At 48.8% G+C, this 23,628-nt stretch carries 15 protein-coding genes; 11 read left to right on the top strand and 4 right to left on the bottom strand.

The genetic code is table 11. The annotated features are described in order from the left end of the window. Positions 1-9 precede the first annotated feature (9 nt). From glmS to CIL02_RS02315, 6 genes are all read left to right on the top strand, one after another. Positions 10-1,854 carry a glutamine--fructose-6-phosphate transaminase (isomerizing) gene (glmS, locus tag CIL02_RS02340; protein WP_094398874.1) on the top strand — a complete coding sequence of 615 codons (1,845 nt, stop codon included), beginning with the start codon at positions 10-12 and terminating at the stop codon, positions 1,852-1,854. Between the two features lie 36 nt (positions 1,855-1,890). Beyond that, positions 1,891-3,723, top strand: coding sequence for an amidophosphoribosyltransferase (locus CIL02_RS02335; RefSeq protein ID WP_094398873.1), 1,833 nt, complete (start codon positions 1,891-1,893; stop codon positions 3,721-3,723). A gap of 59 nt (positions 3,724-3,782) precedes the next feature. Continuing rightward, the gene (gene carA / locus CIL02_RS02330) at positions 3,783-4,862 is read left to right on the top strand and encodes a glutamine-hydrolyzing carbamoyl-phosphate synthase small subunit (protein WP_094398872.1); all 1,080 of its coding nucleotides are present in this window, start codon (positions 3,783-3,785) and stop codon (positions 4,860-4,862) included. A gap of 18 nt (positions 4,863-4,880) precedes the next feature. Beyond that, entirely contained in the window at positions 4,881-8,108 is a 3,228-nt protein-coding gene (gene carB, locus CIL02_RS02325; RefSeq protein WP_094398871.1) for a carbamoyl-phosphate synthase (glutamine-hydrolyzing) large subunit, read from the top strand. 204 nt (positions 8,109-8,312) lie between these two features. Further along, positions 8,313-9,350, top strand: a complete 1,038-nt coding sequence (gene galE / locus CIL02_RS02320) for a UDP-glucose 4-epimerase GalE (RefSeq protein ID WP_094398870.1) — start codon at positions 8,313-8,315, stop codon at positions 9,348-9,350. A gap of 269 nt (positions 9,351-9,619) precedes the next feature. Next, the gene (locus tag CIL02_RS02315) at positions 9,620-10,144 is read left to right on the top strand and encodes a 30S ribosomal protein S16 (RefSeq protein ID WP_094398869.1); all 525 of its coding nucleotides are present in this window, start codon (positions 9,620-9,622) and stop codon (positions 10,142-10,144) included. 486 nt (positions 10,145-10,630) lie between these two features. Here the strand turns inward: CIL02_RS02315 and crcB are convergent, their stop codons facing one another. After that, positions 10,631-10,996 (bottom strand): fluoride efflux transporter CrcB, encoded by a 366-nt coding sequence (gene crcB, locus CIL02_RS02310; RefSeq protein WP_094398868.1) that lies wholly within the window; start codon positions 10,994-10,996, stop codon positions 10,631-10,633. An 833-nt stretch (positions 10,997-11,829) separates the two neighbouring features. Here crcB and CIL02_RS02300 point away from each other — a divergent pair. After that, positions 11,830-15,396 (top strand): hypothetical protein, encoded by a 3,567-nt coding sequence (locus CIL02_RS02300; protein ID WP_094398866.1) that lies wholly within the window; start codon positions 11,830-11,832, stop codon positions 15,394-15,396. A 1,665-nt stretch (positions 15,397-17,061) separates the two neighbouring features. On the opposite strand, the gene CIL02_RS02295 is transcribed toward CIL02_RS02300, so the two are convergent. The 3 genes from CIL02_RS02295 to CIL02_RS02285 are packed head-to-tail and all read right to left on the bottom strand — an operon-like array spanning position 17,062 to position 18,416. Further along, the gene (locus tag CIL02_RS02295) at positions 17,062-17,577 is read right to left on the bottom strand and encodes a methylated-DNA--[protein]-cysteine S-methyltransferase (RefSeq protein ID WP_094398865.1); all 516 of its coding nucleotides are present in this window, start codon (positions 17,575-17,577) and stop codon (positions 17,062-17,064) included. Between the two features lie 13 nt (positions 17,578-17,590). Continuing rightward, the gene (locus CIL02_RS02290; protein WP_240513500.1) at positions 17,591-17,923 is read right to left on the bottom strand and encodes a nitrous oxide-stimulated promoter family protein; all 333 of its coding nucleotides are present in this window, start codon (positions 17,921-17,923) and stop codon (positions 17,591-17,593) included. Further along, complete coding sequence (locus CIL02_RS02285) at positions 17,916-18,416, bottom strand: HD domain-containing protein (protein WP_094398863.1); 501 nt, start codon at positions 18,414-18,416, stop codon at positions 17,916-17,918. The genes CIL02_RS02290 and CIL02_RS02285 overlap by 8 nt, the downstream gene beginning before the upstream one ends. 217 nt (positions 18,417-18,633) lie before the next feature. On the opposite strand from CIL02_RS02285, the gene CIL02_RS02280 reads away from it, so the two are divergent. The 4 genes from CIL02_RS02280 to pfkA all read left to right on the top strand — a co-directional run bounded on the left by CIL02_RS02280 (position 18,634) and on the right by pfkA (position 23,627). Continuing rightward, positions 18,634-20,127, top strand: a complete 1,494-nt coding sequence (locus CIL02_RS02280) for an oligosaccharide flippase family protein (RefSeq protein ID WP_094398862.1) — start codon at positions 18,634-18,636, stop codon at positions 20,125-20,127. Then, positions 20,082-21,128 carry a glycosyltransferase family 2 protein gene (locus tag CIL02_RS02275; protein ID WP_094398861.1) on the top strand — a complete coding sequence of 349 codons (1,047 nt, stop codon included), beginning with the start codon at positions 20,082-20,084 and terminating at the stop codon, positions 21,126-21,128. Before CIL02_RS02280 ends, CIL02_RS02275 begins: the two co-directional genes overlap by 46 nt. Before the next feature lie 77 nt (positions 21,129-21,205). After that, positions 21,206-22,597 (top strand): SLC13 family permease, encoded by a 1,392-nt coding sequence (locus CIL02_RS02270; protein WP_094398860.1) that lies wholly within the window; start codon positions 21,206-21,208, stop codon positions 22,595-22,597. Positions 22,598-22,649: 52 nt separating this feature from the next. Beyond that, positions 22,650-23,627, top strand: coding sequence for a 6-phosphofructokinase (gene pfkA, locus CIL02_RS02265; RefSeq protein ID WP_094398859.1), 978 nt, complete (start codon positions 22,650-22,652; stop codon positions 23,625-23,627). The last annotated feature ends 1 nt before the right edge of the window (position 23,628 follow it).

Below are 23,628 nucleotides of genomic sequence, written 5' to 3'. Positions count from 1 at the left end.
TATAATTATATGTGTGGAATTGTAGGATATATCGGTAATAGGGAAGCTTTCCCAATATTGGTTAAGGGACTAAAGCGTTTGGAGTACAGAGGTTATGATAGTGCCGGTGTCGCATTGATAAGCGAAGGTAATAACCTTAATGTGTATAAGACCAAAGGTAAGGTTGCTGACCTTGAGGCTTATTGTGCTGACAAGGATATAACCGGTTCGGTTGGAATAGCTCATACAAGGTGGGCTACACATGGTGAGCCATCAAGTGTCAACGCACATCCACATTATTCTGAGTCGAAGAATCTGGCCATTATCCACAATGGCATCATTGAGAATTATGCTGATCTGAAGAAGAAGTTGCAGGAAAACGGTGTAGTCTTCAGATCTGATACCGATACCGAGGTGCTCGTGCAGCTTGTTGAATATATACAGAACAAGAAGGAAGTTGACTTGCTGACAGCCGTGCAGGTGGCATTGCATCAGGTTATTGGAGCATACGCAGTAGCCCTGCTTGACAAGAACAATCCCAGACAAATTATTGCTGCGAGGAAGCAAAGCCCGCTTGTGGTGGGAATTGGTGAAAACGAGTTCTTTTTGGGCTCTGATGCAAGTCCTATTGTTGAGTATACAGACAAGGTAGTTTACCTTGAGGATGGCAATATCGCCGTGATGGCGCCAGGCGAGGAATTGAAGGTTGTAGATGTCTTCAACGAGAAGCAGAACGCAGAGGTGAAGAAAGTCAACCTTAATCTTGGTCAGATAGAAAAGGGAGGCTATCCGCACTTCATGCTAAAGGAGATTTTCGAGCAGCCCGAATGCCTCAAGACATGTATGCTTGGCCGTATCAACTCCGAGGGTAGCCATGTCACTCTGTCTGCTGTTCTCGACTACCGCAAGCAGCTTATCTCTGCTAAGCGGATAATCATTGTTGCCTGTGGTACTAGCTGGCATGCCGGACTTATAGGCAAGCAGATGATAGAGAACCTATGTCGCATACCCGTTGAGGTTGAGTATGCCTCCGAGTTCCGCTATCGTAATCCTGTTGTTGGAACAGGCGATGTTGTAATAGCCATCTCCCAAAGTGGTGAGACCGCCGACACCCTTGCTGCCGTGAAACTTGCCAAAGAGAAAGGAGCCTTTATATATGGAATCTGCAATGCCGTTGGCTCGAGCATTCCACGCGCAACGGACACAGGCTCGTACATACATGTAGGACCAGAGATTGGTGTCGCCTCCACAAAAGCATTCACAGGGCAGGTGACCGTGCTCACCATGCTTGCCCTGGCATTGGGCAACGTTATGGGAACAGTCTCTCACGATGACTATATAAGTATTGTGAAAGGGTTGCAGGCAATTCCTGACAAGATACGTGAGGTTCTCAAGCTCAATGAGCGTATTGCAGACCTCAGCCGTACATTTACCTACGCACGCAATTTCCTGTACCTTGGACGTGGCTTCAGCTACCCCGTCGCACTTGAGGGCGCATTGAAGCTCAAGGAGATAAGCTACATTCATGCTGAGGGCTACCCAGCAGCAGAGATGAAGCATGGGCCTATTGCACTGATCGACTCCGATATGCCTGTTGTCGTTATTGCCACGCATAATGACCTTTACGAGAAGGTGCTATCCAATATACAGGAAATCAAGGCACGCAAGGGTAGGGTTATAGCACTTGTATCGAAAGGTGACGATACCATATCCAAGTTGGCCGACGAGGTTATTGAGCTGCCCGACACACTCGAGTGTCTTGAGCCCCTCATAGCCACTATACCTTTACAGTTGATGGCATACCATGTTGCCGTATGCAAGGGCAAGGACGTTGACCAGCCGCGTAATCTTGCGAAAAGCGTAACCGTGGAATAAATAATAAGGTGATAAATAAAAATAGGATAATAAAACATGTTAGAGGAAATTCATGAGGACTGTGGCGTGGCACTCATCCGACTGCTAAAGCCGCTCGATTACTATGAGAAGAAATACGGAACAAGGTATTTCGGACTGAACAAGCTCTATCTGATGATGGAAAAACAGCATAACCGCGGACAGGAAGGTGCTGGTATCTCGTGTGTCAAGCTCGGCACAGAGCCAGGCAATGAGTACATGTTCCGTGAGCGTGCAGAAGGGTCAAATGCCATCACCGAGATTTTTTCCAAAGTCCAAGGAAGCTTTATTGGTGAGTTATATATGGGCCACCTCCGGTATTCAACTACCGGAAAGAGTGGCCTTTCTTATGTCCACCCGTTTCTCCGACGCAACAATTGGCGTGCCAAGAATCTTTGTCTTTGTGGCAATTTCAATATGACCAATATTGAGGAGGTCTTTGAGACACTTACCGAGCAGGGACAATGCCCGCGTATCTACAGCGACTCCTATATTATGCTTGAGCTCATGGGACATAGGCTCGACCGTGAGGTGGAGCGCAATTTCGTTGCTGCCAAGGCCATGGAGATGACGGGCACGGACATAACAACTTACATAGAGGACCATGTGAAGATGAGCAATGTGCTGAAGACTACTATGTGCCACTTTGACGGAGGCTATGTAGTCTGTGGCATCACAGGTTCTGGAGAGATGTTCTCCATGCGTGACCCTTGGGGCATACGTCCTGCCTTCTATTACATGAATGAGGACTTCGTGGTTCTTGCCAGCGAGCGTCCTGTCCTTCAGACCACATTCGACCTTGAGTGTGACGATATCTGTGAGTTGCAGCCCGGACAGTCGCTCATAGTAAACAAGGCTGGAGAGTGTTCCCTCCAGCAGATTATCGAGCCAAAAGAGATTAAGGCCTGCTCGTTCGAGCGCATATACTTCAGCCGTGGCTCTGACAGGGATATATACAAGGAACGCAAGAAACTCGGTGAGCAGCTTACTCCGGCTGTCCTTAGCGCGGTGGACAACGATACTGCTCATACCGTATTCTCGTTCATACCAAACACTGCGGAGGTGGCGTTCTATGGTCTGCTGCATGGCTTCAAGCAGCATCTGAACGAGCAGAAGATTCAGAAGATAGCAAGCCTTGGTCATACGCCGACGGCAGAAGAGCTGTCGGACATTCTCAACGAGTACGTGCGCTCAGAGAAGGTGGCATGGAAGGATATCAAGTTGCGCACCTTCATTACCGAGGGCAACTCCCGCAACGACCTTGCCTCACATGTCTACGACATAACTTACGAGAGTCTTGAGCCTGGTGTAGACAACCTTGTCGTTATCGACGACAGCATAGTCCGTGGTACTACGCTTAAGGAGAGTATTCTCCGTATTCTCGACCGTCTGCATCCTAAGAAGATTGTAATAGTGAGTTCGGCCCCGCAGATACGCTATCCCGACTATTACGGTATCGACATGCCGCGTCTGGAGGAGTTCTGTGTGTTCCGTGCAACCATTGCGCTTCTTAAGGAGCGTGGTTTGGAGCATGTCATTACTGAGGTATATGAGAAGTGTCTTGCTGAACTCCAGAAGTCCAAGGAGGAGATGCACAACGCCGTGCGTGAGATTTACAAGCCGTTTGGTGTAGAGGAAATCAATGCGAAGATAGTCGAGATGCTTAGGCCGGAAGGGGTTCAGACTCCCATTCAACTGGTCTTCCAGTCCATAGATGGACTGCGTACTGCCATCCCTAATCATCGTGGCGACTGGTATTTCACCGGCCATTTCCCAACACCGGGAGGCACACGCCTGTGCAACAAGGCGTTTGTGAACTATTACGAGAATGTCTATTCTGCAAACAAATAAAGTATGCGTGGAAATGTACACACGCATTTCCTGTAAACAGTTAACACATCAAAGTATATATGAAAAATGTAACACTCGTCCTTAGCGACGGAACTAAGTTTCATGGCAAGAGTTTCGGCTACGATGCTCCTGTTGCTGGAGAAGTGGTATTCAATACTGCCATGATGGGTTACCCCGAGAGCCTTACCGATCCTTCCTATGCCGGTCAGCTCATGACCCTTACCTATCCGCTGGTAGGCAACTACGGCGTGCCGCCATTCACATTCGGAGACGACCAGCTCCCAACGTTCATGGAGAGCGATAAGATTTATGCAAGTGCCATAATCGTTTCGGACTATAGCGAGGAGTACTCGCATTGGAATGCCTGTGAGAGTCTTGCCGAATGGCTTAAGCGCGAGCATGTGCCCGGCATTACGGGCATAGACACACGGCAGCTTACAAAGGTGCTGCGTGAGCATGGTGTGATGATGGGAAAGATACTCTTCGACGACCAGCCCTACAATATTCCAGAGGCCGACTATGAGGGAGTGAACTTTGTTGATAAGGTCAGCTGCAAGGAAATCATTAAATATAATGAAGGTGCCGGAAAGAAAGTCGTGCTTGTCGACTGTGGCGTTAAGGCCAATATAATACGCTGCCTTGTCAACCGTGGCGTTGAAGTAGTCAGGGTTCCGTGGAACTACGACTATACGTCAATGGAGTTCGACGGACTGTTCCTGGCCAACGGCCCTGGCGACCCAGACATGTGTCAGGATGCTGTAGACATCATAAGAAAACAGATGAGCAGCAGCCGCAAGCCCATCTGTGGTATCTGCATGGGCAATCAGCTGCTGGCAAAGGCTGGTGGAGCAACCATTTACAAGCTTAAGTACGGTCATCGTTCTCACAATCAGCCAGTACGCATGGTGGGCACGGACAAGTGCTTTGTCACAAGCCAGAACCATGGCTATGCCGTTGACTCAAGGACGCTGGGCAGCGACTGGGAGGAGCTGTTCGTAAACATGAACGATGGCTCCAACGAGGGTATCAGGCATAAGTCCAATCCTTGGTTCTCAAGCCAGTTCCACCCAGAGGCATGCGCGGGTCCTGTCGACACGGAGTTTATGTTCGACAAGTTTATCAATGAGTTGAAGGGTTAACGAATCACACTTACGACAATGAAAGACAATAACATAAAGAAAGTATTGCTCCTCGGTTCAGGAGCGTTGAAGATTGGTGAGGCCGGTGAGTTCGACTATTCTGGCTCGCAGGCTCTCAAGGCATTGCGCGAAGAGGGTGTGCAGACGGTGCTCATTAACCCGAACATCGCAACAGTACAGACAAGCGAGGGTGTGGCCGACCAGATTTATTTTCTCCCCGTGCAGCCCCACTTTGTAGAGAAAGTCATTCAGAAGGAGAGACCCGACGGCATCTTGCTGTCGTTCGGCGGCCAGACCGCCCTCAACTGCGGTGTTGAGCTTCATAAGAGTGGCGTCCTTGACAAGTATGGCGTGAGGGTGCTTGGTACTCCTGTTCAGGCCATCATGGACACCGAGGACCGCGAACTCTTCGTAGAGCGTCTTAACGAGATTGATGTCAAGACCATCAAGAGCGAGGCTTGCGAGACCATTGAGCAGGCGCGTAAGGCAGCGGCAGAGCTGGGCTATCCGGTAATCCTGCGTGCAGCCTATGCTCTCGGTGGACTTGGTAGTGGCTTTTGTGATAACGAGGAAGAACTGGACAAGCTTGCAGAGAAGGCTTTCTCCTTCTCCCCTCAGGTGCTTGTCGAGAAGAGCCTTAAAGGATGGAAAGAGATAGAGTACGAGGTAGTGCGCGACCGCTATGACAACTGTATTACCGTCTGCAACATGGAGAATTTCGACCCGCTCGGTATACATACTGGTGAGAGCATCGTCATTGCGCCTTCTCAGACACTCACAAACAGCGAGTACCACAAGCTGCGCGCGCTGGCAATAAAGATTATCCGCCATATCGGTATTGTCGGAGAATGTAACGTCCAGTATGCCTTCGACCCGAAGAGCGAGGACTATAGGGTTATCGAGGTCAACGCCCGTCTGTCGCGCTCATCAGCTCTTGCATCCAAGGCTACAGGCTATCCGCTTGCTTTCGTGGCTGCAAAGTTGGGAATGGGCTACGGACTGTTTGAGCTGAAGAATTCCGTTACACGCACCACCAGCGCATTCTTCGAGCCTGCCCTCGACTACGTGGTCTGCAAGATTCCACGTTGGGATCTTTCCAAGTTCCGTGGTGTAGACAAGGAGCTTGGCTCGAGCATGAAGTCTGTAGGAGAGGTGATGGCCATCGGACGCAATTTCGAGGAGGCTCTGCAGAAGGGACTCCGAATGATTGGTCAGGGCATGCACGGCTTCGTGGAGAACAAGGAACTGGAGATACCCGACATAGATGCAGCACTGCGCGAGCCTACCGACAAGCGTGTCTTCGTCATCTCCAAGGCCATGCACAAGGACTATACCATCGACCAGATACACGACCTGACGAAGATTGACAAGTGGTTCCTGCAGAAACTGAAGCATATCATAGACATTGACGAGAAGCTGAAGGCTTGCACCAGCATCAACGTACTGGATAAGGAGCTGTTGCGTGAGGCCAAGGTATATGGATTCACTGACTTCCAGATAGCACGTGCCGTGGGACTCGAGAGGGAACTCGGAAACATGCACAAGGCCACCCTTGTGGTAAGGAATATCAGAAAGGGCTATGGCATCTTGCCTGTCGTCAAGCAGATTGACACCCTTGCCGCAGAGTATCCTGCCCAGACCAATTATCTGTATGTCACATATGCAGGCGTTGCAAGCGATGTCTCTTTTAGCGAGGACAAGAAGTCGGTCGTTGTGCTTGGCTCAGGCGCATACCGCATAGGCTCCAGCGTAGAGTTCGACTGGTGTGGAGTGCAGGCGCTTAATACCATACGCAGGCAGGGCTACCGCTCGATAATGATTAACTACAATCCCGAGACAGTGTCTACCGACTACGACATGTGCGACAGGCTCTATTTCGACGAGCTGACCTTCGAGCGTGTCATGGACATCATAGACATGGAGAAACCGTTCGGTGTAATTGTCTCTACGGGTGGACAGATACCTAACAACCTTGCCATGTGGCTCGATGCGGAGCATGTGCCCATTCTTGGTACGGCAGCATCAGATATCGACAACGCCGAGGACCGTGCCAAGTTCTCGTCAATGCTTACCCGCAACGGCATCAATCAGCCGGAATGGAGCGCGCTGACCACAATGCAGGACATCGACAACTTTGTCGAAAGGGTAGGCTTCCCTGTCCTCGTCCGTCCGTCATACGTTCTCTCCGGTGCTGCCATGAACGTATGCTCCAACCGTGACGAGCTTGAGAAATTCCTGAAGCTCGCAGCCAATGTCAGCGCCGAGCATCCTGTGGTGGTGAGCAAGTTCATTGAGCATGCCAAGGAAATAGAGATGGATGCTGTAGCACGCAATGGCGAGATAATGGCCTATGCCATCTCCGAGCATATAGAGTTTGCTGGTGTTCATTCGGGTGACGCTACTATACAGTTCCCGCCACAGAAGATATATGTTGAGACCGTAAGGCGTATCAAGAGGGTGAGCAGGCAGATAGCTGCAGCGCTGCATATCAACGGACCATTCAATATCCAGTTCATGGCCCGTGACAACGATATCCTCGTTATAGAGTGCAACCTCCGCGCCTCTCGCTCGTTCCCATTCGTAAGCAAGGTGCTGAAGCTCAATCTTATTGACCTTGCTACGAAGATTATGCTTGGCGTGCCAGTAGAGAAACCGTCGAAGAACCTCTTCGACCTCGACTATGTCGGCATCAAGGCAAGCCAGTTCTCGTTCAATCGTCTGCAGAAGGCCGACCCTGTACTGGGCGTTGATATGAGCTCTACCGGTGAGGTGGGTTGTCTGGGTGATGACACCAATCAGGCACTGCTTAAGAGCATGCTCTCCGTAGGACACCGCATACCGAAGCATACCGTACTCCTGTCAACGGGCGGAGCAAAGCAGAAGGCCGACATGCTCGGTGCGGCACGCATGCTTGCTGACAACGGCTACGAGATCTATGCAACAGGAGGCACTCACCGCTACCTCCAGGAGAATGGCATCGACAATACTCTTGTCTACTGGCCAAGCGAGGAAGGCATGCAGCCGCAGGCTCTCGACATGCTCCATGAGCACAAGATTGATATGGTGGTAAACATTCCCAAGAACCTTACGGCTTCCGAGCTTACCAACGGATATAAGATTAGGCGTGCTGCCATTGACCTAAATGTTCCGCTGATAACCAACAGCCGCCTTGCATCTGCATTCATCAACGCCTTCTGTACCATTGATATCGATGATATTGATATCAAGGCATGGTCAGAGTATTGATGTAATATAACATCATCATAATTACAAAAGGAGCGGACAGTATAAATGGCCGCTCCTTTTGTTTGTCCAACAGGTCAAAATAGGTATAAAAGAGTGGCAGGCAAAAAAAAATCTTACTTTATTTGGTTATTGTCGAATTTAATTTGTAACTTTGCGGATATAAACCGAGAACTGACATATTATTACTCATAAACATATTATCAAATGAAACAGACTATTCTTGTCACTGGTGGAACTGGTTTTATCGGTTCACACACTACTGTGGAACTCATTGAGGCTGGTTATGACGTCGTAATCGTTGATGACCTGTCTAATTCGAAAATTGAGGTGCTCGATGGTATTGAGAAAATTACTGGTGTTAGACCGGCATTTGAGAAAGTTGACCTTAGAGACAAAGATGCAGCCGAGGCTGTATTCCAGAAGTACCCGAAAATCTCTGGTATCATCCATTTCGCAGCCAGCAAGGCTGTAGGTGAGAGTGTACAGAAACCACTGCTTTACTATCGCAACAATATCGTTTCGCTCATCAATCTGCTCGAGCTTATGCCGCAGTACGATGTCAAGGGTATCATATTCTCAAGCTCATGCACCGTTTACGGACAGCCAAAGCCTGAGAACCTGCCTGTTACAGAGCTGGCTCCTCATCAGAAGGCTACCTCTCCCTATGGAAACACCAAGGAGATTAACGAGCAGATTATCTATGACTATATACATAGCGGCGCAAACATCAAGAGTATCGTGCTCAGATACTTCAACCCTATCGGCGCACACCCCTCAGCACTCATCGGTGAGTTGCCAAACGGTGTTCCAAACAACCTCATTCCTTTCGTAACCCAGACCGCTATGGGTATCCGCAAGGAACTTACCATCTTCGGTAACGACTATAACACTCCTGACGGAACATGCATCCGTGACTATATCTATGTGGTAGACCTTGCTAAGGCACACGTTGCTGCCATGGCACGCGTCCTCGACCAGGATACAGACCAGATAGAGTATTTCAATGTCGGTACAGGTCATGGAAACTCTACAAAGGAGATTGTTGATGCATTCGAGAAAGCTACCGGCGTAAAGCTCAACTGGAAGTATGGCCCACGCCGTGAGGGTGATATCGAGAAAATCTGGGGTAATGTCGACAAGGCCAACAATGTCCTTGGCTGGAAGGCCGATACACCTCTTGAGGATGTGCTTGCAAGTGCATGGAAATGGCAGGTTAAGCTGCGCGAGGACGGAGTAATGTAATCCGTCATTCTGACAAGACTTATAAGGTGGAAATTATTTATCCCCACCTTAAACTTTACGGTTTTGTCTTATAGGCATACCGTATATTTGTGTTTGTGTTGTTGTTATCCCTCGACGTGAGTCGGGGGATAATTTTTGGTTAATAAAAATTAAACGTTTATATTTAACAGGCTTTTATACACACAGTCAGACAAAAAAGTCGTACCTTTGCACAGCCTTCACGAGATGGAGGTATAAAATTCAAACCTAATTATAGTTATATTTAAAAAATGGCAACAAAAATCAGATTGCAACGCGGCGGTCGTAAGAACTATGCTTTCTATAGCATTGTTATCGCCGATGCACGAGCACCACGAGATGGTAGATTTACTGAGAAGATTGGTACTTACAATCCAAACACCAATCCTGCAACCGTAGATTTGAATTTCGACCGTGCTCTCTATTGGGTAGAGAACGGCGCACAGCCAACAGACACAGTACGTAACATTCTCCGTGGTGAGGGTGTCTACATGATGAAGCACCTCCGTGGCGGCGTTAAGAAAGGCGCTTTCGACGAGTCTGCTGTTCAGACAAAGTTCGATGCATGGAAGGCTGGCAAAGAGCAGAAGCTCAATGCTGTAAAGGAGTCTACTGCTAAGCAGAAGAAGGAACTGGCTGCTAAGGAGCTTGAGGCTGAGAAGAAGATTAATGAGGCTATCGCCCAGAAGGTCGCTGAGAAGAAGGCTGCCGCCGCTGCTGCTAAGGCAGAGGCAGAGGCTGCTCCAGCTACAGAGGAGGCACCAGCCGAGGCTTAATCTTCCTTATAAATGGTGTTCTATACGATATCTTATCTTTGATAATAGATAAACCATTTAAGTATAATAATGGGGTAGGGAACTGGTTTCCTACCCCATATTTTTTTTCTTTACGTAATTACACAAAGATTTCGGCTCAGTGGAAAATTCATAGGGAAGGGATTCCTAAATGAAGGCGCCTTTTCCTGTTCAACAGGAAAGTCCTGTGTCAGCAGAAGAATTTACAATATCGATAACGAAGACAAAAACCAAGATAAACATTTGATTAAGAATACACCTTTGGCTTCGGCTCGGCATAGTCCAACCAAACAAGTTTGTTGGCCTCTGTCTCTGACGTGTACAAACGTTTGTCGCAGGCCAATGCATTGCGTGGACAATTGCAAAGCTTTGCGTTGGCACTTGCAAAGCTTTGCGTTGGCGGATGCAAAGCTTTGCGTGAGCAGTTGCAATGTCAAAGAGGCTGAGCCAGGCGACGATGATGGGGTGTTATGATGAGAAATTACATATTTTTGCCCCGACGAATGTTGCTGCGAGTCCTGCGGCTATGCTAAGAAATATATATGCGAGACATAGTATGTGTTGGTTACTGCGAAGCATTGTCAGAGCTTCATTGCTGAACGTTGAGAAGGTGGTGAAACCTCCGCATACCCCGACCACCAGCAATAGGCGGAGCTCGGGCGACAGGCTGTGACGCGCAATCCATGTGCCAAGTAGTCCTATGAGGAAGCATCCGATGATGTTTACTGCGAATGTTCCCCATGGGAAAACAGCGGAGCCGAGCCATTTGCTAATAAGGTATCTAAGCATGCTGCCCGTACCGCCCCCTACGAATATCAATATCATCTGTTTCATGTTTCTTTTGTTTCTTTTTATGTCGTTTTTCACTACTGTCCACTTTTACGGGACAGTAGTGTAAATATATCTCAATATCTATATGCTAAAGACAAGAATCCTTAGTTCTGTATTGTGTCTGTTGTTATTATCTATTGTCTCTGATTTTCATTGTTATTTCTCTATATGACTTTTTGCCTTCAATATAGTCTGCGTAGAGTTCTTCCTCGTTTTTACCTTTGAGGAAGTGGCATTTGCCACACAATCTGCAATTGTTCAGGCATTGCCACTCATTGCGAACGAATTCCAGGCGTTCTTCTCTTGTAGACGATTCAATATTTGGAGGAGTCATTCTTTTGATAAATTATATGTTAATCTCTATGATGATACATTTCGGACCTATTCTTGCTCAACCAGTCTGTTTGATAGACATGTTGACAATTTGTCAACTTTAAGTAAGTCTAGGACATAGGAGCTAAGTTCAATTTGTTTATTTCTTTATACCAGCAAAGGTATTAATAATATTCTAATATTCAATCATATTTCCACAAAAAAATAATTAAAAGATGATAGCTGGCTTCTGTTATGCAATGCTGAATAATTAGATGATTTTGTACATGCGCCATATAACTCCCATCCATAGGTTCATAGCTTACACTATAAAAAATAGCTCATTCTTTGAGAGTGCAACGCTACCTTAAATAAAAGAACCGTGGCGAGGCCACAGGTTGTAACAAGTTTTAACACTGTCATTGCTGATGTCTTATTAATAATAAGTAACTTTGCACCGCTACTTACAATCAAAATATGCAAATAATCACTTACGTACAACATTAATATTAAAGGAATACGCAATGAAAAAAACTCTTACTCTGACTGCGGTGTTGGCACTATGCTCTCTATGGAGCGCTGCCGCCACTATTATCCCAAAAGCTACGACAACGACACCCTACAAGTCGTGCTACGAACGCGTCACCGATGCCCTGCATCAGCGACAGGCGCGCCGCGCCGCTAAAGCAGGCATCATGGCTGCTGCCACTGATGGCGCTATCAAACTCGATGGTGCCGACGGAGCGACCACATTTGGCTGGCTCAGCAGACCTGACGGCGTGGAGTGGTACTATGCCGCAGAGATCTACCGCACTGAGCTGCCCCAGGCTGACACTAAGGCGAGCTATACTGATGTGACTATTTCGGGCTTCAAGCTCTCTGTTTATGATGAAAACTATCAGCTGGTGGGCACCGTCAACGCTAAGCTCGAGCTTAACGATAACGAGACTCGCATCTCTGCTATCGATTTTGGTGATGTGCTCTCTAAGAACTTCTACAATAATGACAAAAACTACGAGGTTATGGTGCTGGTCAACGCCAATACGTCCAAGTATGTCAACAATACCTACACCTATGTCTTCTCAATCAAGAAGAACAGCAACGCAGATGGCGACGCCCCCATAATAGTAATGCCGGGCATGCAAGTTGCAGCCATCGATGCCTCCACCGACAGCTGGAGCGAGAATATGCTCATGGTGTTTGACGTTGATGGATATGTCAACCCTAACAAATCATTTGTGGTAGCAAGCGCCGACCACGATGCCGCGGCTGTACGCGCCCAGCGCTTCACCATCTACAGCAAGACAGGATATGGCAGCGAGCCCAAGAACCTTGGCTACTTTGACCTGCCCGAGGACAAAGCGTCGTATAGCGATGGTCTGCCCGTAATCTTAGGCGTCAACGATGGCACACTGCACGTTGCCTCAGCCTCTTACGAGAAGCCATTCTTCAGCGATGCATCCAATTGGGAATTGTCAGAAAACAACTCTTTTGTGCTCACCCGCTATGAGATGCCCATCAACGGCACCGGCAAACTGACACAGGTGGGTACCACTACAATACCCATGACCCAAGCCGAGAGCGATGACGCTCCCTTCTCGCTTTATGGAGTGGGGCAGCTTGACTATATGGACGACATGCAGTTTGACGCTGAGGGCAATCCCACCTTTGTCATCACCAAAGAGAAGTGGATTATCTCCACCGACAGCCATGCCGACTCATACTATGTGTATAACAGCGCAGGCGAGCTCCTCAATACCATCTTTGAGGATGCCGACAATGTGCAGCCAATGTCCGACGTCAAAGGCTTCGCTCGCCAGAACTGCTTCATCACTACTGACAACACCGGCAACTACATATACAATTTCGTCGACATGGATACCTACGACAACGTGCTGACCATGCCCGCTATCGTTGACGACAACACTGTCACCACGCAGATGGATCGTGTGGCAGACGCAGAATATGGCTATAAGTATGTTGCCGCCACCGCCAATGCCGAGAACGATGACCAAGGACGCGCTTGCGAGGCTATCTATTGGATTGCTCCCGATGGCCAACACATTGACACCCACCACATCTACCTTGGCACGAACGTAGCCACCGCCGTGGCAAACATAACTGGTGAGGCAGTAAGCCGCTTCCTGGTCAATACCGATGACGACTATGAATACATGTACCTCGTCAAGCGAAACACCGGTGTATCATCAAAGACCAAGACCGAACTTTACATCGTCAACGAAAACAGCGAGCCTATCTTCACTTACATGCCTGAGGACGCTAATGTCGATATATATACTGTGTGGACATTCAACTTAGACTGCAAGCCCACCATAGCCGTAGTGCTGCGCGATGCTAATGACGCTCTCTCGATAGAGTTGTTCAGCCTCCCGCTGAATAAGTTCGAGGCAGGCGGTAGCGGCACGGTAGAAGACCCATACCTCATCAGCACTGTCGGCGACCTGATGCAAGTCATCAATACGCCTGACGCACACTTCCGCGTAAACAACGACATTGATGCCGAAAACATTACCATGCCCCAGAGCGAGAACTCATTCAGCGGCTCAATAGACGGCGGTAACCATGTGATTAGCAACCTCAGCGTAGCCTCCACCGGCTTGCTCGGCAGCATCGTGGGCGTAGAACCAGCCAATGAGAACACACCATCTACTACCGTGATTAAGGATCTTATCCTTTACAATCCTACCATAGACCTTGACAGAAAAGAGTCTCTATCTGGTCTGCTGGCTGGCTCGGTATCGCAATATGCGAGCATCTCAAATGTGCACGTCTATGGCCTCAATGTTGAAGACGCAGACTTTGATAGTTCTTTTGGCGCCATCGTCGGCGAGCTGACCTACTATGCCTCTGCCTCGCAAGTCAGCGTCAACGACTCATACATCAACCTGCCACAAGGTGTCACCGTGGGTGGCATCGCAGCTCGCCTGCGCACGGCTGCTTCCATCGATGCCTCAGCCTTCAACGGCTCTATCATAGCCGACAATGAGGTGGGCGGCATCGTAGGTAATACCTTCGACATGAACCACGCAAACGCTGTGACCAACTGCCACGTCAGCGCCGATATAACTGCCCAACACACCCTCGGCGGTATCATCGGCAGCGACGACCACAGCCTTGTGGCCAACAACGTGGCTCACGGCACCCTCAAAGCCCTCGGCTCCAAAGGCATCTATGGCCCATGCATAGGCGGTATCATTGGCTCGCTGGCTTACCTCGCCGGCTCCGGCGACAACATCAAAGGCAACATCGCCGCTCAGCAGAACATATCGTTCACTATGCCCGAGCCTATCACAGGCGTTGAGTATTCCAGCGAGACAGCTCACCGTATTGTGGGCGAGACCGACTTCAACGCCTACGGCGAAGGTCAAGACGGTTATCTGCGCAACAATTATGCCCTTGCGCCTATGCCCATTATCAATGACTGGGAGATTTATGCCGGTCCTGATGGCGTAGAGGGCGGTACTGTCACCACCGAAGAACTTAGCAAGTCGTTCCTGCAAGGTCTCGGCTTTGCCTTTGGCACCGACGCCACCTCGCCCTGGGATGAGGCTTCTGCCGCTACTACCCCCAAGCTCTACTACGAAGAGCAGCCTAAGGCTCTCACCGCCGACAGCGAGACGGTATACCTCAACGTGGGAGATAACAGCATCGTAACCTTCACTCTCGTGGGTGGCAACTCTGCCAATATGGACATCAAAGTGTCGAACGATGCCAATGTCATCGCTAACGTAGAGACCTCCTGCCCAACCGACAACACGGCAACCGTAGCTTTCAGTGCCGTAGCCAAAGGCACCGCCACCATCACCGTAAGCTACGGCTCATTAACCCGCACCGTCAAGATAGAAGTGAAAGAGCCCACTGGCATCAACGACATCATTGCCACTGATACTGCATCTCTAACCTATGATGGTCGCACCGTTCGCAGCAGTGTGGCAGGCACACGCATCACCGTGTACAATGCACACGGAGCTGTTGTGGCTTCCGCAGAGACATGCGTTGACATGTCGTCGCTCTCTCATGGCATATATATAGCAGCCACTGCCACCGATGCCATCAAGATTGCAAAATAAGTGCTGACAGCGCACACCTTACATAACGCCATCGGCGAGAGAGTCTCCACGTGACTATTCTCGCCGATGTTGTACGCTCGGCATGAGCATTGTCTAACGGGTGCAAGTCCCGAGTGAGCCCTAATAGCGGGAATCACATAGCCAAGGGCAAGGGTGTCCATCGCGAGGTGGAATCTGAAGGAAGCCGGCGGCAAACATCTGGCCTAACGAACAGAAACTTCATGCAAGGCATATGACCGTGGGTTAGGTTGCAACACAAACCAAAGCCCGATAGCTATTCGGAACGGTCGGTGTAAATGAAGTAGGCATAAGATGGAAAGACAATGCCCTTATCCGAGGAGGTCTCACGGACGCATGGCGAAGATGTACCCATTCGATGTGCCCTGACGGAGTAAAGCTTGCCGTGAGAAGTCAGCAGAGGTCATAGTACCTAAGACACGTGTGTCTATGGGGAAGGACCGAATCGCGCAGTGCAATAGTAAATGACTGCTACCCTTGCGACTCTTTTGTAGTCAGATGTCCGAAAGGAGCTTCCCTACTCACCACGATAGGACGGAATCCGACAATAGAGTAGGAGTGACGCTAGTCCGAGGGATGGCTGAAAACAACTTGCCACACATCGTGAGATGAGAAAGCGCGAAACCGCCGTATGCGGAACCGCTTGTACGGTGGTGTGGGAGGTCGGTAAATGTGAAAGTAGGAGGCAAATGCCTTTCTGTGATTAGCATTTACCTCCTACCCGATTTTTATATATACCCATCGCAATGCCGCCAAAACGTTAATTGGCACAGGGCTCTTTTGTAGAAGAACAAAATAACGGAAAATGCTTCATGCTATATCTCGAGTGACAATATATTGTTGCGTGGTCTATGCATATATATATCATTACCGATAAGGTTAATAACTAGGGTGTCCAGTTCTGTGTTCTAATTTTCGAGTTAAAAAGAAGCTTGTACTTCTTCTAACATTATGAGAATCAGATGTTATGCAAACAACGAATACCCCCTCAATTATACATCGCTATCTTATGATTAAAAATTAGTCCATTTCAAATAAGTAACACTTTAAATATCAAAGCTTTGGAATTATATTGTAATATCAGAAAGTGGAACATAGAACTGGACACCCTAGTTATTAACCTTATCGGGGATACAAACGTATTCATATCCTATGGCAAACGGTTTCACCCACTTCATTTAATAATTAGGGTGTACAGTTTGTTGTACCCAAAATGGAACTGCGCCTGATTTACTCTGACTACTTGCTCGCAGAAAATACATTGACCAGCACGCGCTGTAGGCGCAGAAGCACATAGCCCAGGGTAGAGCGCAGCGGCACCCTGGGTGTAAGGAGACATTGTCAATGCGCGCTGTAAGCGCAAAAGCGTTATTTGTCCTGCTGTTATCTACGCTTTTGCGCTTACAGCGCGACCATCAACTACATGAAATAACCCAGGGTGTCGCTGCGCTCTACCCTGGGCTATGCGCTTTTGCGCTTACAGCGCGACAATTACCGACATGAACTTCAGAATTAGGATGTTCAATTTTTGCACATCAAACAGAACACCCTATTTAATAATATACTTCAGGAATAATATATTATTATGCGTCACTCCATATTTCTGATGAACCGGATTTGTATCTTTAGCATGCAGACCTATAGTACTTACTTCATAAATGATTTGCTTTCAAGTTCCAACATATACTTTTTTTTATCCAATCCTCCCGCATATCCTGTCAGTGAATGATTGCTGCCAATGACACGATGGCAGGGGATAAGTATGTCTATGCCGTTGGCGCCAATGGCTTGTGCCACGGCTCTTACCCCCTTTGGGTTGCCGATAGTCCTGGCAATATCCATATAGCTTCTTGTTTCTCCGTATGGGATGTCGAGCAATGATTTCCATACCTGAAGTTGGAAATCAGTTCCGAAAGGACACAGCGGAATGTTGAACACTTTGCGCTTGCCAGCAAAATAGTCGTCAAGCTGCGTCTTTGTCTTTTCGATGACAGAGGAAGACCCTGTTCTGAATTCTACATTCAAGTATTTACTGATTCTGCGCTTGTTCCGCTCGGCACACGACATTCCGTTCCAGTCACACAGGCACAGCTCATTACCCATAGATGCCAAGATGAGCTCCCCACATGGTGAGGTGTAATATTGAATGTAAATTTCTCTCATGCTATATTTTGTTTCAACCTTTATTTCTACAACTCATCTCACGAAGCAGATGTCCGATGGCCACAAGGGGATGATAGAATACCATCCTGGGGCCTGCCCAACGCATTACTCTCCTGACACGCTCTTTCATCTCTGGCCGATAGCAGTGGATGGGGCATTTCTTGCATGTAGGCTTCTGTCCGCCGTAACGGCATCTGTCAAGTCGGCTGTGGGCATAGTCTAACAGCTCTCTGCATCTTGGACACAGTTCGACGTTTCCTTCGTGCTTCCGACAATACAGCCGTATCATCTGTTCCACAACAGTCTTCTCTTCCTCTATGCGAGTGTTGGTCATTCTATTACTCATTTATACCAAACATTGTTTCAAGCATTTTTGTGCCGCTTCCTGTGCGGAAGATGTTCTTGCGAACAGCACGTATGGCATGAGGGGATTCGTTGTCCTCATACAGATTGACTATGAAATCGGCCTCGATGAGTATCTGATAGTCCAAGTCCTCGCATACATGGTAAGTGTGGTGATGGCCTACAAGCCAACAAATTCGTTCAATCTGCCGTTCCGAATAACCTCCAATACGTGTTAGCATCTCACGTGCTACAGCAGGCCCTTCTTGCTCCTGTAGCTTACCGTTCTGATGTCCATATTTCTGCTCGCTCGCCCTTATTCCAATGTCATGAACAAGGGCAGCACTCTCGAGGATAAACAGCGTCTCCTTATCTAATCCTTCAATTCTGCCTATCATCGAGGCGTAAGCATGGACTTTGGTCGTGTGCTGTATGCGTTTCGGGTCGCCATTGTTGTAGTCAATCATGGCGAGTGCAAGTGTTTGTGTCGGTGTCATTGTCTATTGTCTCTGATTTTCATTTAGTGAATAAGGCATCCATTGTTCTGTTTCATCGGCAAAGTTAATACTTTTTTCCTTAAACTCTCTCCGTGAAGTCAGAATTTTATCGCCTTATGACAGGTTTAGGGAGAGGTAACTTAGTTCTTCGCCCTTCTCTTTATGATATTCTCCATTGAAACAATATATTTTGGAATTATCCGTTTAATATACAACGATGGAATCTAAAGACAAGAAAAACTCGTATTCGCATATAATGAAATATACTGGGCTCTTTGGTGGTGTCCAGTTTCTCAACATATTGGTGGGTGTTGTCCGCAACAAGCTCGTTGCCATAATACTCGGCCCTGGCGGAATGGGCTTGGTGTCGCTGTTCAACTCCACGATAAAGCTGGTCTCGGAGTCGACAAACCTTGGAATATCCATGAGCGCCGTGAAGAATATTTCCACAGAGGTAGACAGTGGCGATGAGAGTAGTGTGCTTCACCATGTGGCCCTGATCCGCTTCTGGAGCCTGCTGACGGGAATACTCGGTTTCGTCATTTGCGTGCTGTTCAGTCCGCTTCTCGATGCGTGGACTTTCAGCTGGGGCGACCACACGCTGCATTTTGTCCTGCTGTCGCCTGTAATCTTCCTGATGGCGATAACAGGTGGCGAGGTGGCCATACTGAAAGGTACTCGCAGGCTGTCGGCTGTTGCTGCGATATCCTTCTACAGCATGGTAGCGGTGCTGCTGATGACTGTGCCCATATATTATATATATGGTGAGAGCGGTATCGTTCCGTCGCTGTTTCTCGCCGCCCTGGCGCAGATGCTCATCACCGTAGCCTATTCGTTCAGGCAATATCCGCTTCGGTTCAAGTTCAGACGGGAACTGTTTGCTGAGGGTATGGGCATGATAAAGCTTGGCATAGCCTTTGTTCTGGCGGGCATTATGGGCAGCGGGGCAGACTTCCTGATACGCTCTTTCCTGAACAATAACGGTGGACTCGACATCGTAGGACTCTACAATGCGGGATATGTGATGACGTTCGTCTATGCGGGCATGGTGTTTACGGCCATGGAGACCGACTACTTCCCACGTCTGTCAGCCGTTGGCAGTGATGTGGCTGAGCAGAACATGTGTGTGAACAGGCAGATAGAAGTAACGCTGCTGTTAGTTTCTCCTCTGATGGTGCTTTTTATGGTGGCAATGCCGTTGCTGTTGCCTTTGCTTTATTCAGGTAAGTTCATGGCAGTCACAGGCATGATGCAGTTTGTGGTGCTTGGCATGTTTGTCCGGGCTGTCTCCCTGCCCATAGCCTATCTTCCTCTCTCTAAGGGCGACTCCGTGCTCTATCTGGTTGTAGAGGCAGTATACGACGTGATGGTTGTCGGGTTGACAGTGGTGGCATACAACTTGTGGGGGCTGACAGGTACGGGAGCCGCCCTTGCGCTGTCTCTGCTCATAGACTGTGTGATGCTCTATGCGGTGATGAAAATACGCTACGGGTATGATATGTCGCGTGACGTGGTGAGATACATGGGCGTTTTGCTTCCCTTTGCACTGATGTCTTTTTTAATTACTATGACAGATTCCTCTGTCGTTTACTGGGTTATGGGATGCCTGCTTGTGCTGTCGTCGTCGGCTGTGTCTATTTATATACTTCATAACAAGACTTCACTATGGGAGAAACTTGTACAGAAAATCGGGCAGAAGCTGCACCTTTAGTCACTGTCCTGGTGGCCGTTTACAATAGCGAGGCTTTTCTGCGCCAGTGTCTTGACTCGCTTTGTGCCCAGACTATGGATGCCGTGCAGATTGTCTGTGTTGACGATGCGTCGACCGACGGCTCGCTCGCCATACTGCGTGACTATGCCGCCAGGGACGGTAGGGTAGAGGTAGTTGCCCTGAACGAGAACCATGGTCAGGCCTACGCCCGCAACAAAGCTCTGGAAAGGGCACGTGGCAGATATGTCTGTTTTCTGGACAGTGACGACTGGATGTCGTCCGACTGCCTTGAGCAGGCATGCCGTACCTTTGATGCAGATGATACGCTCGACGCCCTGCTCTTCGACACCGTCTATGTATACCCGGACCGGGAAGAGGCATACCCCATGGAGCTGTTTGCAAGGATGAGCGGCAAGGCTGCCTTCGAGGCATCACTGACTTGGAAGATACATGGCGTATACATTGTCAGGGCAGAGATACATAAGAGGTTCCCGTACGACGATTCTGCACGGGCGTATAGTGACGACAATACTACGCGGTTGCATTACTATGTCTCGCGACAAGTGGGCTGCTGCAAGGGCAGATATTATTACCGACAGCATGAAGGCTCCGTGACCCACAAACCCTCAGCCAGGCGCTTCGACTATCTTCGTGCCAACGCCAGCATGAAGAGGATGCTGCTGGAGCTGGGAGCCGAGGACAGAATTGTTACCCTGTACGAGAATGTCAGGTGGCTGAACGTCGTCGACTCCATGTATTTTATCTATCGCAACCGCAATGTGCTGTCGCCGGAGGATATAGACTCCGGCGAGAAACTCATAAGGCAAACGTGGCAGGGCATAGAAGTGGAAAGGCTCACTGCAAGGAACAGATGGAAGTTCGGATATATGCCCTTGCGGCTTTCGTGGCGGTTGTTCAGAATGCAGGAGAGGATATATTTCTGGCTGAAAAACTGTTCTCTTTGGCTTTTTTTACGTCGTAAACTATTACATTCACGTTAAACGGATTAAAATAAAGGGCAGTTTGCTTGGCGGTTTGAATATATTTTTTTAATTTTGCCTCAATTAATAGTCAAAGTATGTCATTAATTATTGTTGCAATTCTCTGTATCAGCTACTTGCTCCTAGCTACGGAGAGCCTGACCAAGGTAAACAAGTCGGCCGTAGCCATGTTTGCTGGTACCATTGGATGGGTGCTGTATATATGCTACGGCACGGATTTCGTGATGGGACAGTATGCAAGGGAGTATACAGAGTTTCTCAATGGGGCGTTGCCAAGCAGTGCTTTGGTGAAGCAGTTCATTGCAGAGAACGTTTTCCTAAAGCATGTTGGACAGGCATGTGGCATTGTGCTGTTCCTGCTCGCAACAATGACCATCGTTGAGATTCTTAACAACAACGGCTGTTTCGATTTCGTATCGCAGCTGTTGCGCACGCGCTCGGCAAAGAGAATACTATGGATTATTGCTGGCGTGACCTTCATAATATCAGCCAATCTCGATAATCTTACCACAACAGTCATGATGCTAACCATCATGCACAAGATTGTACCCGCACGTAAGCAACGCCTTATATACGGTTCGGCAATAGTACTGGCGGCTAATTGTGGCGGAGCGCTCACCGTTATCGGCGACCCTGTGGGACTGGTGCTTTGGAATGCCGGAGCCGTTACGGCGACAAGCTATTCCATGGGCTTGCTCCTGCCTTGTCTCGCTGCATGGCTCCTGCCTACTTGGTGGATAGGGAGGATGCTGCCGGAAAGGGTGCAGACTGAATGGATAACAATGCCATATAGAGGTGACGACACCAGGCTGAACGTGTGGCAGAGACTGATGATGCTGTTCGTGGGAATAGGTGGACTGTGGTTCATCCCGACATTTCACAATATTACCAAGCTGTCGCCATTCCTTGGTGCCTGCTGCGTGCTCGTGGTGCTGTGGGTTGTCAACGAGATTTTCAACCGCAAGCTTATGAACGATGATGCCATGATACAGCGTCCTGTTCCGCGCGTCCTTCAGTATGGTGTTCTGCAGATGATGTTGTTTGTAATGGGCATGATGCTTGCCATCGGTGTTGTTGATGAAACAGGAGCACTTGCCTGTGTCCGCGATTTCATCGACCATAACATCCATAACGTTTGGATTGTGGGCCTGTTGTCAGGGCTGTTCAGCATTGTCATAGACACCTTCGCGAACGCCTTCAGCTGGTTCTCGCTCTTCGACATGACGGCAGCATGTGAACATGCGGTTGATGTGGATGCTTATGAAGCGGCATTCGCACAGAACGGATTGTTGTGGAGAGTGGTTGCATACACGTCAGCCGTCGGAGGAAACATCCTCGCCATAGGCTCGCTTAGCGGCATTGCTCTGGTGAAGATGGAGAGGATGAGGATATCATGGTTCTTCCGCAACGTCGGCTGGAAAGCACTCGTTGGCGGAAGCTTGGGGTTTCTTATCATGCTCGCATTATAATGTAGAGTGTAATTAATGTAGATGACTAACTAAGAATTAAAACATAGAATGTATGGCAAAGATTAAGACTATTGGAATAATGACATCGGGAGGCGATGCGCCGGGAATGAACGCCGCTATTCGCGCCGTCACAAGAGCAGGTATCTATAATGGTTTTAATATCAAGGGCATATACCGTGGTTATGATGGCTTAATCAATGGAGAGATTAAGGATTTCACTACCGAGAACGTTAGTGGTATAATCAATCAGGGCGGAACAATGCTCAAAACCGCGCGCTCGAAGGAGTTTATGACTCCGGAGGGACAGCAGAAGGCTTACGACAACATGGTGAATCATGGCATTGACGCCCTTGTCGTCATAGGCGGTAACGGATCGCTCACCGGAGCCATGAATTTCGCCCGTGAGTATGACGTATGCTGCATCGGCCTACCGGGTACAATTGACAACGACTTGTATGGCACTGACAATACCATAGGATATGACACCACTATGAACACCATCGTGGAATGTGTGGACAGAATACGCGATACGGCTCAGAGCCATGAGCGGATTTTCTTTATCGAGGTTATGGGGCGTGACGCAGGATTCTTGGCTCAGAACTCTGCCATCGCATCGGGTGCCGAGGCCGCCATCATACCGGAGGACAGCACGGACGTTGACCAGCTGGCGCAGTTCATGGAGAGAGGAATACGTAAGTCGAAGAAGAGCTGTATCGTCATAGTGTCGGAAAGTCCGAAATGCGGAGCGTTGTATTATGCAGACCGTGTGACTAAGGAGTTCCCGGAGTTTGACGTACGTGTGTCTATTCTCGGACACTTGCAGCGCGGTGGCCGACCGACAGCCCGTGACCGCATACTTGCCAGCCGTACTGGCGTGGGAGCTGTAGAGGCTATCATGCAGGGACAACGCAATGTCATGGTTGGCGTAAGGAATAACGAGGTAGTGTATGTTCCGCTAAGCGAGGCCATACGCTCTGACAAGCCCTTTGACCGCAAGCTTATAAAGGTGCTGAACGAGTTGAGTATCTAAT

The sequence above is a fragment of the Prevotella sp. P3-122 genome, from assembly GCF_002251365.1.
Lineage (GTDB): Bacteria > Bacteroidota > Bacteroidia > Bacteroidales > Bacteroidaceae > Prevotella.
The sequence above is the reverse complement of the archived record's forward strand: the minus strand, read 5'-3'. Positions and strand labels throughout refer to the sequence as shown.